At 57.3% G+C, this 16,574-nt stretch carries 12 protein-coding genes; 11 read left to right on the top strand and 1 reads right to left on the bottom strand.

Annotated features, from left to right (window positions below; translation table 11 throughout):
• Positions 1 to 115 precede the first annotated feature (115 nt).
• Together QMX84_RS10360 and QMX84_RS10355 are read left to right on the top strand one after the other, a co-directional pair.
• The gene (locus tag QMX84_RS10360) at positions 116 to 1,111 is read left to right on the top strand and encodes a hypothetical protein (RefSeq protein ID WP_282363769.1); all 996 of its coding nucleotides are present in this window, start codon (positions 116 to 118) and stop codon (positions 1,109 to 1,111) included.
• 62 nt (positions 1,112 to 1,173) lie between these two features.
• Positions 1,174 to 5,829, top strand: a complete 4,656-nt coding sequence (locus QMX84_RS10355) for an RHS repeat-associated core domain-containing protein (protein WP_262124801.1) — start codon at positions 1,174 to 1,176, stop codon at positions 5,827 to 5,829.
• Here QMX84_RS10355 and queG read toward each other — a convergent pair.
• Positions 5,806 to 6,912: a tRNA epoxyqueuosine(34) reductase QueG gene (gene queG / locus QMX84_RS10350; RefSeq protein WP_262124799.1), complete on the bottom strand. Its 1,107-nt coding sequence runs from the start codon at positions 6,910 to 6,912 to the stop codon at positions 5,806 to 5,808. The genes QMX84_RS10355 and queG overlap by 24 nt on opposite strands.
• 62 nt (positions 6,913 to 6,974) lie before the next feature.
• Here queG and QMX84_RS10345 point away from each other — a divergent pair, with 62 nt between their 5' ends.
• From QMX84_RS10345 to hflC, 9 genes are all read left to right on the top strand, one after another.
• Positions 6,975 to 7,835, top strand: coding sequence for an NAD(P)H-hydrate dehydratase (locus QMX84_RS10345; RefSeq protein ID WP_262124798.1), 861 nt, complete (start codon positions 6,975 to 6,977; stop codon positions 7,833 to 7,835).
• Positions 7,823 to 8,293: a tRNA (adenosine(37)-N6)-threonylcarbamoyltransferase complex ATPase subunit type 1 TsaE gene (tsaE, locus tag QMX84_RS10340; RefSeq protein ID WP_262124797.1), complete on the top strand. Its 471-nt coding sequence runs from the start codon at positions 7,823 to 7,825 to the stop codon at positions 8,291 to 8,293. The genes QMX84_RS10345 and tsaE overlap by 13 nt, the downstream gene beginning before the upstream one ends.
• Before the next feature lie 2 nt (positions 8,294 to 8,295).
• Positions 8,296 to 9,738, top strand: a complete 1,443-nt coding sequence (locus QMX84_RS10335) for an N-acetylmuramoyl-L-alanine amidase (protein WP_228392679.1) — start codon at positions 8,296 to 8,298, stop codon at positions 9,736 to 9,738.
• A gap of 8 nt (positions 9,739 to 9,746) precedes the next feature.
• Entirely contained in the window at positions 9,747 to 11,645 is a 1,899-nt protein-coding gene (mutL, locus tag QMX84_RS10330; RefSeq protein ID WP_282363776.1) for a DNA mismatch repair endonuclease MutL, read from the top strand.
• A complete protein-coding gene (gene miaA, locus QMX84_RS10325) occupies positions 11,645 to 12,625 on the top strand; it encodes a tRNA (adenosine(37)-N6)-dimethylallyltransferase MiaA (protein ID WP_282363768.1) in 981 nt (326 codons plus the stop codon). The genes mutL and miaA overlap by 1 nt, the downstream gene beginning before the upstream one ends.
• 90 nt (positions 12,626 to 12,715) lie before the next feature.
• Positions 12,716 to 12,976, top strand: a complete 261-nt coding sequence (hfq, locus tag QMX84_RS10320) for an RNA chaperone Hfq (RefSeq protein WP_048366600.1) — start codon at positions 12,716 to 12,718, stop codon at positions 12,974 to 12,976.
• Positions 12,977 to 12,988: 12 nt separating this feature from the next.
• On the top strand, positions 12,989 to 14,290 hold the full coding sequence (gene hflX, locus QMX84_RS10315; RefSeq protein WP_048366599.1) for a ribosome rescue GTPase HflX: 1,302 nt from the start codon (positions 12,989 to 12,991) through the stop codon (positions 14,288 to 14,290).
• Positions 14,291 to 14,386: 96 nt separating this feature from the next.
• Positions 14,387 to 15,571, top strand: coding sequence for an FtsH protease activity modulator HflK (hflK, locus tag QMX84_RS10310; protein ID WP_048366598.1), 1,185 nt, complete (start codon positions 14,387 to 14,389; stop codon positions 15,569 to 15,571).
• Complete coding sequence (gene hflC, locus QMX84_RS10305; protein ID WP_048366597.1) at positions 15,571 to 16,443, top strand: protease modulator HflC; 873 nt, start codon at positions 15,571 to 15,573, stop codon at positions 16,441 to 16,443. The genes hflK and hflC overlap by 1 nt, the downstream gene beginning before the upstream one ends.
• Positions 16,444 to 16,574 lie beyond the last annotated feature (131 nt).

Below are 16,574 nucleotides of genomic sequence, written 5' to 3'. Positions count from 1 at the left end.
TACTCCTACATAATGCGTAGATGATAAGGGGTGGTTGTGCGCAGTTGTTTAACTATTCTAAGGGGGCGGTTAATTAAAAATAGTTAGTTAAACAGGGAAAGGTTGGGTTTATATCATGGATAGATTATTGGATTCTGCGCCAACGGCGCAAACAAACCAGATTGTAGGTGTGGCAACTTTTGAAGTTGTGTTTGACTCAGCCCCGGGTACGGCTGTCAAAAAAATATACGCCAATGGGCGGATGCGAGCGCGTTTGATTGTGTGTGTGAGTTGCCTTGATTCGGAGGGGCGAGAAGTTCGTCCTGCACCCGAGATTTTAGAATCACTTAAATTAATTGAATATTTCGGTGGCGCTGATCTTGGTTCACACTGGAGTGTCTCTGAAAAGCCTAATAAATACAGGCATGACATGTCAGGCGCGGGTGGTCGTAGTCGCCGGCACATTGGCGAATTTGACGATAAGGTCGTACGAATTGAGCGCTGGGTCAGTTGTGAGCAGCCCGATGAAAAGCGGATCGCTGCAGCCATCACGTTGCCTAATGGCAGGCTTGTCAAAAGCAATAATCCGAGTGCGCCGTTTGGAGGCAGCGACAGTTCTGTCACCCTCAATGCAATTGCACCTGTCCAATATGGTTTGGAAAATTTTCGATTAACAAAAGTCGACGAGTTTTCTGGAACGGACAGATCAATTTGCAAGTGGTACTTGGGGCTGTATCTTGGTGGTGAAAAAGTACCGCTTGCAGGGTGGTTTTCCCCTGGGTTTGATAGCGAAAGTGAAGTTGAAATTTACTGTAATTCCTGGCGGCAAGGAACATGGGAATACCCGCAATATATAGTGTGCGCTATCGCTGATGATCACCATGGAATGATAAATATGTGGTTGCCAAAAGATTCGGCAGACCACAGTGGGCGGGTCAAGGAGAATTATTTAATTAGTGTCAACGACAGGCCGGGTGAAATCTCGTTGGTCCAAGGCTTCTCGGGGTGGGCAGACAGAAGTGTGTCGGCCAATACTCAACCGTTTGCGATTACGGTATTGGATGATTTTGGTACCGCTCACAACTTTCAAATTGTCACTAACTCGAACAGTTTTGAACTTGAATTAAAGTAGGCTTGTCGCCTTTGAAATAGTGGCGGCGTGCTTGTAAATTACTTATTAAATGGACGTTATTTATGTCGGATGTGGAATACGATGAAGTGTATTCAAATGCTTTTAATTTCAGTAGCTTCCTGTTAGGAGGTGTCGATCCGCGAACGGGTATTTATAGTTGCACGCTGTCATTGGGGGAGATCACTTCGCACGCTCTGAATGGTCCCTCCTTGCCCATTAATTTTCACTTCAATCCGCTCAACCCCTTGGACTGCGGTTTTGGCAAAGGTTGGACCCTGGCGTGTACGCGTTATGACCGAGCGGCTAAATGTTTAACGTTGGTCAGTGGTGAAACCTCTAAAACGCTGGAGTTACCTGACGAAGTCCAGCTCGTTGACCAAAAAATTGAGCGTTTCAGGCTGGTCAAAACCGACGAAAACCGTTTCATCCTTTCGACTGTTAGTGGTCAGCGTGAAGAATTAAGCAGAGTGGGCCAGAGCAGCGTAGCCGTATCGCAGCGTATATGGGCAGCCAATGGAGCAAGACTTGATCTGGAATACACGCTCTTCAACGGCCGGCCAATGCTTGCAGCCGTTCGTGATAGCCAGCGTACGTTGCTATCGATAACGCGCACTGGCGCCGGGGTACAGCTCAAGCGATACCCCAACTCAGATCAAGAAGCCAGTTTTGATATCCGTTTCACCAATAACCGTATCGTGAGTATTACGCTGCCCTGCGCAGGCCGTTGGGATATTGGTTATCAGGTCATTGATGGCTTGACGTATGTATCTCGAATTTTCTCGCCCATGGGGGCTGTTGAGCGCGTCAGCTATAAAAAATCGGGATTGCGCTTTCCGGCAGGCGCCGGCCGCGCGGCAATGGCGTCGGTGGCAGCCTATACGGTGTTTCCAGGTAATGGGCAGCCAGCCATCCATAAGCGCTATAGCTTCTCGGACCAAAACTTTTTGGGTTTTGGCGCCCCCGGTGTTTCAGCGTCAACGGCCAGCGATGCGCTCTATAAATTGGCTGGGGACTACAACTACACGTCCTGCGAAACCCTGTTGCGAGACTCCAACGTTTATCAGGAGACGGTGCGTACCTATAACAAGTTTCACCTGTTGGTGTCTGAAGTCCGCCGTAGCGGCGCAAAAATCACCTCTCAGTTGTTTGATTATTACTATGAGCCAGGCAAAAGCTTTGAAGAGCAGCCTGCTCAATGCTGTTTACCAAAGCGCTCGGTCATGCGCTATGACGACGCCATTTCGAAGCGCTCGCGAGAAGATGTCACGCAGTTTGAATACGACAATTTCGGGAATGAAATCAGGAGAGTGGAGCCCGGTGGCTTAACCACGTTGACGGAGTATTTTGCAACTGAGGGCGGTATTGACTGCCCGCCAGATCCGCTCGCTTTTGTCAGGTTTCCCCGCCAGAGAACGGAATTCAACCCCGCAGACTCAAAGTCTGGCAGCAGTATCACGCGCTACCGGTATGCGAGCTCCCCGCTGCTTGAAGGCTATTCAATTGCTTCAATTGTTCCCGTACGCGAACAGTTTTATTTGCGCGACGAACAGGCGGAGCATTTATACGAACAAATCGATTATGAATACGTTAATGCGCCCCAGGCTCCTGACGTCCATGGCCGCTTGTTGGCCAAGACGTCGACGCTCAACGCTTTGGCTACCCGGCAAACCTATACCTACAGCGTCAACAACCTGACAGTGAGTGTTAAAACTGTGCTCACGGCGCACGACGCAAAGAGCGCCGCGAGCACGGTCGTCTATGCAGCGCTGACGGGCAATTGCCTGATGACCCAAGAAGAAGGTAAGGCGCCTGTTAGTTACGAATATGACGCATTGGGGCGTGTGACCCGCGAAACAGTGTCGCAAGGTACGGCCTATGCGGCGCATACCGTACGCGTTTATCAATTGCCGCAGGCAGAGTCTCAGTACCCCACTCTATGGGTGACCGATGTTAATGGCATGCAGCAGCGGGTGACTTATGACGGTATTGGCCGTGTCTGCACACTCGAAGAAGAGGAGGAGGTAGACGGTTCTGCGAGCGGCATCCCTTTGCGGGTCGTTAAAGCGAATATGTACAACAGTTCTGGCCAGCTTCAGAGTGAAACAGCCACTGACTGGCTCAATGGAGCCCCTTTAGCCCAGCGCACCCGCTATGAGTATGACGAATGGGGCCAGGTTAAAAGCATTCAGGGCCCAGATGGTTTGCATGACTACATCGAGCGAGAGCAAGAGCGCTTATGTGAAACCCGATGGAAGCAGGGACATGGCAAAACCGTGACGTTTTTCAATGAGCGGGGCAAGCCTGTGAGTGTCGAGTTGTTCGACTTGGAGGGGGTTAGCCAGGCTAAGATCACCCATGTCTATGATGGCTTTGATCGGTGCACACAACAGATAGACCCCGCAGGCAACGTGACCTCCTTTCGCTACGATGCGTTTGGGCGTCTTAGTCGAAGTACGTTGCCAGATGGCAATGTGGTTGAAACCCGTTATGCGTCCTTTAGTCATGACGCTCTGCCTGTAGAGATTCGCGTGGCGGGCAAGACCTTGGGCAGTCAAACCTTCGATGGATTGGGGCGATTGACCAGTGCCGTGACGGGCGGGAGGGAGGTCAAGCGCGAATACGTTGGCTCGGGGCTCGCGCCCACGGCCATCATCCAGCCTGATGGTCGACGAGTTACCCACCAATACGAGCCTTTGCTGGATGGGCTTTTGACCCGACGTACGCAGGCCGATCAAATCTCGAACTATGCCTATTACCCTCGGTCGGGGTTGATGTCGGAGTGCTCCGAGCAGGGCCGCGTGGGAACTTTCCGGTATTCACGTGCCGGGTGGCTGACCTATGAGCGATGGGCTTTACCTGGGCACGCCTATGAAACAACCAACCGCTATTCGTTGGGCGGCCGTGTCTTGAGTCATGTAGACGTGAAAGGGGAGGAGCACCGTTACGAGTACGATGCTACGGGTCGAGTTAAGTCTTTCAGGCATACGAGTTTAAATGCTGAGTTCACATACAACACGCTAGGTCAGTTGCATGTGATGCGCGCGACGGATGCATCATCACAGCAGTTGAAGACCACGCTGAGCTATGACGCGCTGGCGCGTGAAGTGCAGCGAGTGATCGAACTTGTTGGTAGTGAGTCCTATACGTTAACAACCCGCTACACCAAGGCCAGCAAAGTGGCGCAGCGCACCCTGGTTGGCGCGAATGATATGCTTCGGGACGAAAACTTCAGTTATGACTCGCGGGGCAGGCTAGAAACCTACCAATGCTCGGGTACGCACCGGCCGCTTGACGTTTTCGGCAAAGAGATAGTGGGGCAACGGTTCACGTTTGACGCGTTTGACAATATTGTTTCGCTGGAAACCCAGTTCCCAGGGGGAGTAAACACCACCATTTATACGATGAGTGAGCGTGATCCGACCCAATTGATCAGCATCCAGCACTCTCATCCGGATTACCCGGCGGCGATCACGCTGCATTATGACGATAACGGCAAACTGCTAATCGACACTCAGGGCCGTAGCCTGGGTTATGACGGGCTGGGTCGTTTGAGCGAAGTCTCAGTGGCAGTGAGTTCGGTCATCCGGCGTTATGGATATGACGCCCGGGATCGGTTACTTGAAATGACCGATAACGAGCAAACATCCACGCATCTTTTTTATCGAAATGATGCCGTCAGCAGCGAAGTCAGGGGCCCTGATGCGGCGACGTTCTTCCGGCTGGGGGATGTATTACTGGGGCAAGGCTTGCGTGGCTCGCTTGATCAAACAGTGTTGTTGGGTGTTGACCATCAAAATACCATCTTGGCCGAGGCGGCACCTTTACGCGCTGTCACCTATACACCCTATGGCGCACGCACAGCCCAAGATGGCCTGCAGAGTTTGTTAGGGTTAAACAATGAGCGATTTGATTCGATCACCGGGTGCTACTTATTGGGTAATGGTTATCGCGCTTATGATCCGCTGCTGATGCGTTTTCAAAGCCCTGACAGCCTTAGCCCGTTTGGTGAAGGTGGTCTCAATCCTTATGTGTATTGCTTGGGTGATCCGATTAATCGCAGTGACCCCACTGGGCACTCTTCGTGGCAGGCCTGGTTGGGTGTTGGCCTTGCAGTGTTTGGTATTCTTGCGAGCATTCTAAGCTTCGGCGCCGCGACCCCCTTGGCGATTACCGGGTTGGTGGCGGGGGTCGCCAGTGGCGTAGCAGGTATCGCGGGAGCCGCAGCACAGGAGTTGTTTCCGAACTCGGGCGCGGGGGACGTGCTGGGTTATGTGAGTTTAGGTTTGGGGCTTTTATCGTTAGGGGCTGGGCTCGCGGCCTCGACGAAAGCATTCAGTCAGTGGGGTAACCGCATGAATGATGCATTTAAACAAGGCCTCTCTGGGAGGGGGGGAGCAAAGGCGGCAAATCGGATGGCCAAGTTAAAACCGGTAGAGGAAGAGTCTTCGGTCACGTGGAAGCTTATCAGGCCCAAACCGCGAAATATAAACCCCGACTTGAGCGATAGCGCAAAACGTGATTACAACGTGTTCACTGACGCGATTGAAAAGGAGAGCCTTCACCCTAGATCTGCTGCTAAACGAATAGGTGAATCGAAGTACGGCAAATTAGGAGGTACTTCGAATCAATATAAAGTGCGCATTGGCGGTAAAGACCGGGTGACGTTTTTACTGCATAAGGCCTCTGTAGAGATTTTACAAGTCGGGGGGCACACTTGAATTAAGGCCAGGGGCTGTTTGCCGAGTGGCGTGTTGTGCCAACGCCCATTCCACATGCTCTTGCACCAGCTCCGACGGGTACTCACGCCGGGCCTTCAGCGCTTCCAGCACAGGAATAGTTGAAGGCGCATTGCCCAGCCCCACCGCCAAGTTACGCAGCCAGCGCTCGTAACCGGCCCGGCGCAGGGGCGAGCCTTCGGTGCTGCTCAAAAATTTGTCTTCGTCCCACATGAACAATTCGGCCAGTTCGGCGTTGTCCAGGTTGTGGCGGGGCTTGAAGTCGCCCTCGCCGGTCGCGCGGGCGAAGCGGTTCCACGGGCAGACGATCTGGCAGTCATCGCAGCCAAACACCCGGTTGCCCATCATTGAGCGCAGTTCTTCCGGGATCGCGGTTTTAAGCTCGATGGTCAGGTACGAAATGCACCGCCGCGCATCCAGCACATACGGCCCCACAAACGCCTTGGTCGGGCAAATGTCCAGGCATGCGCTGCAGCGCCCGCAGTGTTCGGTGGTGTGGGGCTCGTCCTCGGGCAGCGGTATGTCGACAAACAGTTCACTTAAAAAGAAGTAACTGCCCGCCTTGCGGTTGAGCACCAGGGTGTTTTTGCCGATCCAGCCCAGCCCGGCTTTTTGCGCGATGGCTTTTTCCAGCACCGGGGCGCTGTCAACGAAGGCGCGAAAGCCGAACGGGCCTATTTCGGCCTGAATGCGGTCAGCCAACTGTTGCACGCGTTTGCGGATCAGCTTGTGGTAGTCGCGGCCCAGGGCGTAACGCGATACGTAGGCTTTTTCGGGTTGGGCCAGCAATTGCGCCATGTGCGTGTCGCCGGGCAGGTAGTCCATGCGCAACGACACCACGCGCAAGGTGCCGGGCACCAGCTCTTCGGGGTGCGAACGTTTGCTGCCGTGGGCGCCCATGTATTCCATGTCGCCGTGGTAGCCAGCGGCCAGCCAGCGTTCAAGGTGTTGCTCGTGTTCCCCCAGATCAAGGCCGGCAATGGCGACTTGTTGAAAGCCCAACTCACGGCCCCATTCCTTGATGGACTGAGCAAGAGCGGGGAGGTCGGCAGTAATAGCAGGCATGAGGCAAGAGAAACCAGAGCTGAGATGCGTATAATTCTGCCAGACATCGGAGCCCGACACGCATGCCGCAGACCAAACACCTCTTTGCTGACTCCCAACCGCTGCTGGCAGACACCCTGCCACGCCTGCCTGCACGTGCGCCCGACGCCCATAAAGGCCAGTTCGGCCATGTGCTGCTGATTGGCGGTGACCGGGGTTTTGGCGGCTCCATTACCCTCAGCGCCCAGAGCGCCTTACGCTGTGGTGCCGGACTGGTGTCACTGGCTACCCGCCCGGAGCATGTACCGGCTGCCTTGACCCGCTTGCCCGAGGTGATGACCCTCGGCGTGTCGTCGGCCAACCAGTTAATGGGCGTGCTGGCGCAAGCCAGCGTGGTTGTGGTGGGGCCGGGGTTGGGGCAGGCCGCGTGGGGGCGCAGCTTGCTGTCGGCGGCGGCTCAGGCAAAAAAGCCACAAGTCTGGGATGCCGATGCGCTCAATCTGTTGTCCAACGCTGACTGTGCGCTGCCAGCAGGCTGCGTGCTCACCCCGCACCCCGGCGAAGCCGCGCGTTTGTTGGGGTTGAGCACTGAACAGGTGCAGGCAGATCGCCCGGCGGCGGCTCGTGCGCTGGTTAAAAAATACTCAGCGGTGTGCGTTCTTAAGGGGGCAGGCACGCTGATTGCCGGGCTGGAGGGCCAATTGGCGCTGTGTACGCAGGGGCATCCGGCCATGGCCACGGCCGGTTTGGGCGACGTGCTGGCCGGTGTGGTCGGCGCGCTGCTGGCGCAGGGCATGAGCGCCTTTGATGCTGCATGCCTGGCGGTGTGGCTGCATGCCCGCGCCGGCGAACAACAAGGACAATTGGGCCGTGGGCTGGCGGCCAGTGATTTGATACCAGCCATTCGTCAGTTGTTGGAGGAGCAAACACCGTGTCTGAATTAACACTGCATCTGGCGGATGAAGAGGCCATGGTCGCCTTTGGCGGGCATTTGGCCCGCATCACCCAGGGGCATGGGCTGATTTTTCTGGAAGGGGATTTGGGCGCGGGTAAAACCACCCTGTCTCGCGGCATTATTCGCGGCCTGGGCCACACCGGCGCGGTTAAAAGCCCGACGTTTACCCTGGTTGAACCCTACGAAATTGGCGACATCCGCGCATTTCACTTCGACCTTTATCGCCTGGTTGACCCGGAAGAGTTGGAATATATGGGGATTCGCGACTATTTCGACGAAGACGCCCTATGCTTGATTGAGTGGCCCCAACAAGGTGCAGGCTTTTTGCCAAAGGCCGACCTGACCATTACCATTAGGCCGCATAACACCGGGCGCGCGCTGACGTTGTCGCCCCAAGGCTCGCGTGGCGAGGCTTGGTGTGCCGCAGTGGCGCTGGAATACAAATAATGATGGGGTTTGGTATGCGCTTTCGCGCGTTAGTGAGTGTCGTGGGTCTGTTGCTGAGTGTCATGGCGGTTAATGCCATAGCAGCGACACAAGTGAAAAGCGTGCGTTTGTGGCGTGCCCCGGACAACACGCGGCTGGTGTTTGACCTGACCGGCCCGGTGCAGCACAGCGTGTTCACGCTGACGGCGCCTGACCGTCTGGTGATTGATATCAACGGTGCAACCCTGGCCGGGCCGCTGAATGTGGCCACGGCCAATACGCCGATCACCAGCATGCGCTCGGCGCAGCGCACACCGACCGACCTGCGGGTGGTCATCGACCTGAAAAAACCGGTCACCCCCAAAAGCTTTGTGCTGGCCCCTAACGCCCAATACGGCAATCGCCTGGTGGTCGATTTGTTCGACCAGGGCGCAGACCTGACGCCAAGCCTGCCCGCCACGACAGTGGCCAAGGTGCCTGTGGTGCCGGTCCCGGTCCCTGTTCCGGTCACGCCTGCCCAGCCTGATATCAAGCTGCCGCCGGTGCCGAGCGGTAAGCGCGAAATTGTTGTGGTGATCGACCCCGGCCACGGCGGTGAAGACCCGGGTGCTTCGGGTTCTGCGGGCCAACACGAAAAGAACGTGGTGCTGGCGATTGCCAAAGAGTTGCAGCGCCAGATCAACGGCATGCGCGGCTTTCGGGCTGAGCTGACCCGTACCGGCGACTATTTCATCCCGTTGCGTGGCCGTACCGAAATCGCCCGTAAAAAGGGTGCCGACCTGTTTGTGTCGATTCACGCTGACGCTGCGCCGTCGAAGGCGGCGTTTGGTGCATCGGTGTTTGCCTTGTCTGAACGCGGCGCCACGTCCGAGACGGCGCGCTGGCTGGCTGACAGCGAAAACCGTTCTGACTTGATCGGCGGCGCGGGCAACGTGAGCCTCGATGACAAAGACAAAATGCTCGCAGGCGTATTGCTCGACCTGTCGATGACCGCCTCGCTGACCTCCAGCCTCAACGTCGGCCAGAAGGTTCTGAGCAACATCGGCCGGGTCACGCCGTTGCACAAGCAGCGCGTGGAGCAGGCCGGGTTTATGGTGCTCAAGTCGCCGGATATCCCGTCGATCCTCGTGGAAACCGGATTTATCTCGAACGCCAACGAAGCCTCGAAACTGTCCTCGGCCAGCCATCAGCAGGCGCTGGCGCGTTCGATCAGCAGTGGCGTGCGCCAGTTCTTCCAGCAAAACCCGCCACCGGGCACCTACATTGCCTGGCTACGTGACACTGGCAAAATCGCCCAAGGGGCCCGTGAACACACGGTTCGCCCTGGCGAAACCCTGGCGATGATTGCGGTGCGTTACCAAGTGGGCGTGGCGACGCTGCGCTCCACCAACGGCTTGAAAAGCGATGAACTGAAAATCGGTCAAAACTTGAGCATTCCGGCCACTGAGCTGGTGACCAAGCAATGAGTGATGAGGTGATGAACAGCGCCCGCATTGAACTGCTTAGCCCGCGGCTGGCTAACCAGATTGCCGCGGGTGAAGTGGTTGAGCGCCCGGCCTCGGTGATCAAAGAGTTGCTGGAAAACAGCCTCGACTCGGGCGCCAAGCGCATTGACGTGGACGTCGAGCAGGCCGGGATCAAGCTGCTGCGGGTGCGTGACGACGGCAGCGGTATCTCCAGTGACGACTTGCCGCTGGCGCTGGCGCGACACGCCACTAGCAAGATCCGCGACCTCGAAGACCTTGAGCGGGTGATGAGCCTGGGCTTTCGGGGCGAGGCGCTGGCATCGATCAGTTCGGTGGCCCGCCTGACCCTGACCTCGCGCACCCGTGGCGCCGAGCAGGCGTGGCAGGTCGAAACCGAAGGCCGCGACATGGCCCCGCGGGTTCAGCCAGCGGCGCACCCGGTGGGCACGTCGGTTGAAGTGCGCGACCTGTTTTTCAACACCCCGGCGCGGCGCAAATTCCTCAAGACCGAAAAAACCGAATTCGATCACCTGCAAGAAGTGATCAAGCGTCTGGCTTTGGCGCGTTTTGATGTGGCGTTCAACTTGCGCCACAACGGCAAAAGTATTCTCAATCTGCATGAAGCTCGCGACGCCACGGCCCGCGCCCGGCGTGTGGCGGCGGTGTGTGGCCCGGCGTTTCTGGAGCAGGCGCTGCCCATCGAGGTCGAGCGTAACGGCCTGCATTTGTGGGGCTGGGTGGGCTTGCCGACGTTTTCTCGCAGCCAGGCCGACTTGCAGTACTTCTATGTGAATGGCCGTGCGGTGCGCGACAAGCTGGTGGCGCACGCGGTGCGTCAGGCGTACCGCGATGTGCTGTTCAATGGTCGGCACCCGACCTTTGTGCTGTTTTTTGAAGTCGACCCGTCGGTGGTCGACGTCAACGTGCACCCGACCAAACACGAAGTGCGTTTCCGTGACGGGCGCATGGTGCACGACTTTTTGTACGGCACGCTGCACCGCGCGCTGGGCGACGTACGCCCCGAAGACCAATTGGCCGCGCCTGCGCCGGTGCCGGGGGCTGAACGCCCGACCGGGATCGAAGCCGGTGAGTTCGGCCCACAAGGCGAGATGCGCCTGGCCGCGCACCTGCTGGAGCAGCCTCAGGCTGCACCGGCTGCGCACGTACCGGGTTCCGGCGCGGGGGCGGGTTATCAGTCTTACTACCGGCCGCCGACTTCCGGGCCGTCCATGGCGACCGCCGAAGCCAAAAATGCCTACCGCGAGTTTTTCGCGCCATTGCCCGAGGCCACGGCGGCGCCGATGCCTGAGGGGCAGGGTGATATTCCGCCATTGGGCTTTGCCCTGGCGCAGCTCAAGGGTATCTATATCCTTGCGGAAAACGCCCACGGCCTGGTGCTGGTGGACATGCACGCGGCCCACGAGCGGATCATGTACGAGCGCCTCAAAATCGCCATGGCCAGCGAAGGCCTGAGCGGCCAACCGCTGCTGGTGCCTGAGTCGATTGCGGTCAGCCAGCGTGAAGCCGATTGCGCCGAAGAGCACGGCGAATGGTTCCGTCGCCTGGGCTTCGAGTTGCAGCGCTTGGGCCCGGAGACTCTGGCCATTCGCCAGATCCCGGCCTTGCTCAAGCAGGCCGAGGCGCAGCGCCTGGTGCATGACGTGCTGGCCGATTTGATGGAGTACGGCACCAGTGACCGCATTCAGGCGCACCTCAACGAATTGCTCGGCACTATGGCGTGCCACGGCGCGATCCGGGCCAATCGGCGTTTGGCCATCCCGGAAATGAACGGCTTGTTGCGCGACATGGAAAACACTGAGCGCAGCGGTCAGTGCAATCATGGTCGTCCCACCTGGACCCAAATGGGCCTGGACGACTTGGACAAACTCTTTTTGCGCGGTCGCTGATGACAGGTTCCAAGGCTTTACCCCCGGCCATCTTTTTGATGGGCCCCACCGCCGCAGGCAAGACGGATCTGGCGATCGAGCTGAGCAAGGTGCTGCCCTGTGAGCTGGTCAGCGTGGATTCGGCGCTGGTGTATCGCGGCATGGACATCGGCACGGCCAAGCCGTCCAAAGATATTCTGGCGGCGCATCCGCACCGGTTGATCGACATCATTGATCCGGCCGAGAGCTATTCGGCAGCTGATTTTCGCCGCGATGCGTTGCAATCCATGGCCGAGATCACCGCACGGGGCAATATCCCGCTGCTGGTGGGCGGCACAATGTTGTATTACAAAGCGTTGCTTGAAGGTCTGGCCGACATGCCAGCCGCCGACCCGCAGGTGCGTGCGCAGCTCGAAGAAGAAGCCCAGCGCCTTGGCTGGCAGGCGCTGCATGATCAGTTGGCAGCGGTCGACCCGGAGTCGGCGGCGCGCATTCACCCCAATGACCCGCAGCGTCTGACCCGGGCGTTAGAGGTGTATCGGGTGAGCGGCCTGAGCATGACGGCCCACCGGCACAAACAATCTGAAGAATCTACTAAAGCAGCAGCTTCTGGCGGCGGCCAATTGCCCTATACTGTCGCCCAACTGGCCATCGCTCCGGCGAACCGGCAGGTGCTGCATGACAGAATCGCGCAAAGATTCATGCAAATGCTGGAACAGGGATTCATCGACGAGGTCTTAGCCCTGCGAGATAGAAGTGACCTGCACGCCGGGTTGCCGTCTATACGTGCAGTGGGCTACCGCCAAGTCTGGGATTATCTGGACGGCAAGCTGACAGCGACCGAGATGCAGGAGCGCGGCATCATTGCTACGCGCCAATTGGCCAAACGTCAGTTCACCTGGTTGCGCGGTTGGGATGATCTACATTGGCTGGACAGCCTGGACTGCGACAATCTGCCGCGCGCCTTGAAATACTTGGGATCGGTCTCCATATTGAGCTGAGTCCCGGAAATTGCCGTCTATCCTATGGGTATGGCGACATCGCCATCTAATTTTTGTATCTATTTTTTTATCCTTACAGGAGTGCGGCACATGTCAAAAGGGCATTCGCTACAAGACCCTTACTTGAATACTTTGCGTAAAGAGAAGGTTGGCGTTTCCATCTACCTGGTCAACGGTATCAAGCTGCAGGGGACTATCGAGTCGTTCGACCAGTTCGTGATCCTGCTGAAAAACACCGTGAGCCAAATGGTTTACAAACACGCTATCTCGACAGTCGTCCCAGTACGTCCGATCCGTCTGCCTAGCGCGAGCGAATCTGATCTGGCAGACGCTGAGCCAGGTAACGCTTGATAGGAGTCTCCTTTGTTCTTTGAGCGCCACGGTGGTGGTGAGCGGGCGATCCTCGTTCACTTGGAAGTTCAGGACCCTGAGGCGCACGAAGATCCGCAGGAGTTCCAGGAGTTAGCAGTATCGGCTGGCGCCGAGACCGTCGCGTTTTTCAACGTGCCGCGTCATCGGCCTTCGGCCAAGTACCTGATTGGCAGTGGCAAGGTCGAGGAGTTGCGCGACCTGGTCAAGGCCGAGAAGGTCGACATTGTGATTTTCAATCACGTCCTCACGCCCAGTCAGGAGCGTAACCTCGAACGCGTGTTCGAGTGTCGCGTGCTTGACCGTACCGGGCTGATTCTCGACATCTTCGCTCAACGCGCCCGTACCCATGAAGGCAAGCTGCAGGTCGAACTGGCCCAGCTTGATCACATGAGCACGCGTCTTGTGCGCGGCTGGACCCACCTTGAGCGTCAAGGTGGCGGCATTGGTATGCGCGGGCCGGGTGAAACCCAGCTCGAAACCGACCGCCGTCTGTTGCGTATACGCATCAGCCAGATCAAGTCGCGTCTGAAAAAAGTCCGCAGCCAACGTGAACAGTCCCGTAGAGGGCGCCAACGCGCCGATATTCCTACGGTGTCGCTGGTGGGGTATACCAACGCCGGTAAGTCCACGTTGTTCAACGCGGTCACTCAGTCAGACGTATTTGCCGCAGACCAGTTGTTCGCCACGCTCGACCCGACCTTGCGCCGCGTTGACCTGGACGACCTGGGGCCGATCGTACTGGCCGATACCGTGGGCTTTATTCGTCACTTGCCGCACAAGCTTGTTGAAGCATTCCGGTCTACGCTCGAAGAGTCGAGCAATTCGGATTTGCTGCTGCACGTGATCGACGCGCATGAGCCCGAGCGCATGCAGCAGATCGAACAGGTGATGATCGTCCTCAACGAGATTGGCGCGCAGGACTTGCCGATCCTTGAGGTCTACAACAAAATCGATTTGCTTGAAGGTGTAGAGCCGCAGATCCAGCGTGATGCCGATGGCAAACCGCAGCGGGTCTGGTTGTCGGCCCGTGAAAACCAAGGTCTGGAGCTGCTTGAGCAGGCCATTGCCGAGTTGCTGGGCAGTGATTTGTTCGTTGGCACCTTGCGCTTGCCGCAACGTTTTGCTCGACTGCGTGCACAGTTCTTCGAACTGGGGGTTGTGCAAAAAGAAGCGCATGACGATGAGGGCTCCAGTTTGTTGGACGTACGCCTGCCGCGTTCCGAGCTCAATCGCTTGGTCAGCCGTGAAGGGATGCAACCGCTGGAATTCATCGAAGAACACACTTTGCAATAAAAGCCTCCTAAAGCGGCCGTGCCGCTGTGGTAGGCATTCTGTAGCATTGGTCGGCGCGCCGTGGGCGCGTCTTTGCTTTATCAGATGGAGAGCGCTATGGCTTGGAATGAGCCGGGTGGCAACTCGAACAATCAAGATCCCTGGGGTAGCAAACGCCCTAAAAATGGCGACCGCAAGGGACCACCGGATCTCGACGAGGCCTTCCGAAAGCTGCAGGAAAGCCTGAATGGGTTGTTCGGTGGTGGAAAAAAACGTACCGGTGGCGGTGGCAACGAAGGTGGCTCAGGCGGTAAGAGCGCCGGCTTCGGTGTGCTCGGCCTGGTACTGGTCGTTATGGCAGCCGTCTGGCTGTACAGCGCGGTTTATGTGGTCGACGAGCAGGAGCAAGCCGTCGTGCTGCGCCTGGGCAAGTACTACGACACGGTAGGTCCGGGTCTGAACATCTACTTGCCGCCGTTCGATAAAAAGTACATGGAAAACGTAACGCGTGAGCGTGCGTACACCAAGCAGGGCCAGATGCTCACTGAAGACGAAAACATCGTCGAAGTGCCGCTGACCGTGCAGTACAAGATCAGCAACCTGCGCGACTACGTGCTGAACGTTGATCAACCGGAAGTCAGCCTGCAGCAAGCCACAGACAGTGCCTTGCGTCACGTCGTGGGTTCCACGTCGATGGACCAGGTGTTGACCGATGGCCGTGAACAAATGGCCGTAGAGATCAAGGAGCGCCTGCAGCGTTTCCTCGATACCTACAAAACCGGTATTACGGTGACTCAGGTCAACGTACAAAACGCTGCTGCACCGCGTGAAGTACAAGAAGCCTTTGACGACGTGATCCGTGCCCGTGAAGACGAGCAGCGTGCCCGCAACCAGGCCGAAAGCTACGCCAATGGCGTGGTGCCGGAAGCCCGTGGTCAGGCACAGCGCATCATCGAAGATGCCAACGGTTACCGCGATGAAGTGGTATCTCGCGCCAAGGGTGAAGCTGACCGCTTTACCAAGCTGGTGGCCGAGTACCGCAAAAATCCTGACGTGACCCGTGACCGTCTGTACCTGGACACCATGCAGGATGTCTTCAGCAACACCAGCAAAGTACTCGTGACCGGCAACAAAAACGGCCAGAGCAACCTGCTGTACTTGCCGTTGGACAAAATGATTGAAGGCCGTACTGGCGGCAGCAACTCGGTAACGGGTTCGGCAGCTGCGGCGAGCAGTTCTGATGCTGGCACGCACATCAACACGGATCTGCCGACACCACCGCGTACCAGGGAGAGTCGCTGATGAGCAATAAATCGCTGGTCGCCCTTATTGTTGCCGTTGTTGTGGCGATCGTTGCCTGGAACAGCTTCTACATCGTCTCGCAAACCGAACGTGCCGTGCTGTTGCGCTTCGGCCGTGTGGTTCAGGCCGATGTTCAGCCAGGCCTGCACGTGAAGATCCCTTACGTTAACCAGGTGCGCAAGTTTGACGCCCGCCTGATGACGCTGGATGCACCGACGCAGCGTTTCCTGACGCTGGAAAAGAAAGCGGTCATGGTCGATGCTTTCGCCAAGTGGCGTGTGAAAGATGCCGAGCGCTTCTACACCGCGACCTCGGGCATGAAGCAGATTGCTGACGAGCGCCTGTCGCGTCGTCTGGAATCGGGCCTGCGTGACCAGTTCGGTAAGCGCACCCTGCACGAAGTGGTGTCGGGTGAGCGTGATGCATTGATGGCTGACATCACCGCATCGCTGAACAAAATGGCTGAGAAAGAGCTGGGCATTGAAGTGGTCGACGTTCGCGTCAAGGCCATTGACCTGCCCAAAGAAGTAAACCGCAGCGTTTTCGAACGTATGAGCACCGAGCGTGAGCGTGAAGCACGTGAGCATCGGGCCAAGGGTAACGAACTGGCAGAAGGCATTCGTGCTGACGCCGACCGTCAACGTCGTGTTCTGCTGGCCGAGGCTTATCGCCAGTCCGAAGAAGCACGCGGTGATGGCGATGCCCAGGCTGCTGCGATTTACTCCAAGGCTTACGGTCAGGACCAGGAGTTCTACAAGTTCTATCGCAGCCTGCGCGCTTACCGCGAAAGCTTTGCGAACAAGAGCGACGTATTGGTTCTGGACCCAAGCAGCGAGTTCTTCCGCTACCTGGACAAGTCCAAGCCGCAGTAAACCTGTAGGAGCGAGCTTGCCTCGCGATCTTTTGATCTCCAAAAGCTCGCCCCTGCAGCAAAAAAGCATCCTGTACACGCACTCCGCCGGGCGGGCAAATTGCCTCGCGGGGTGATCCTTTTAGAAAACGT

Source organism: Pseudomonas sp. PS01297, from assembly GCF_029959305.1.
Lineage (GTDB): Bacteria > Pseudomonadota > Gammaproteobacteria > Pseudomonadales > Pseudomonadaceae > Aquipseudomonas > Aquipseudomonas helleri.
This window is presented reverse-complemented; position numbering and strand designations above follow the sequence as displayed.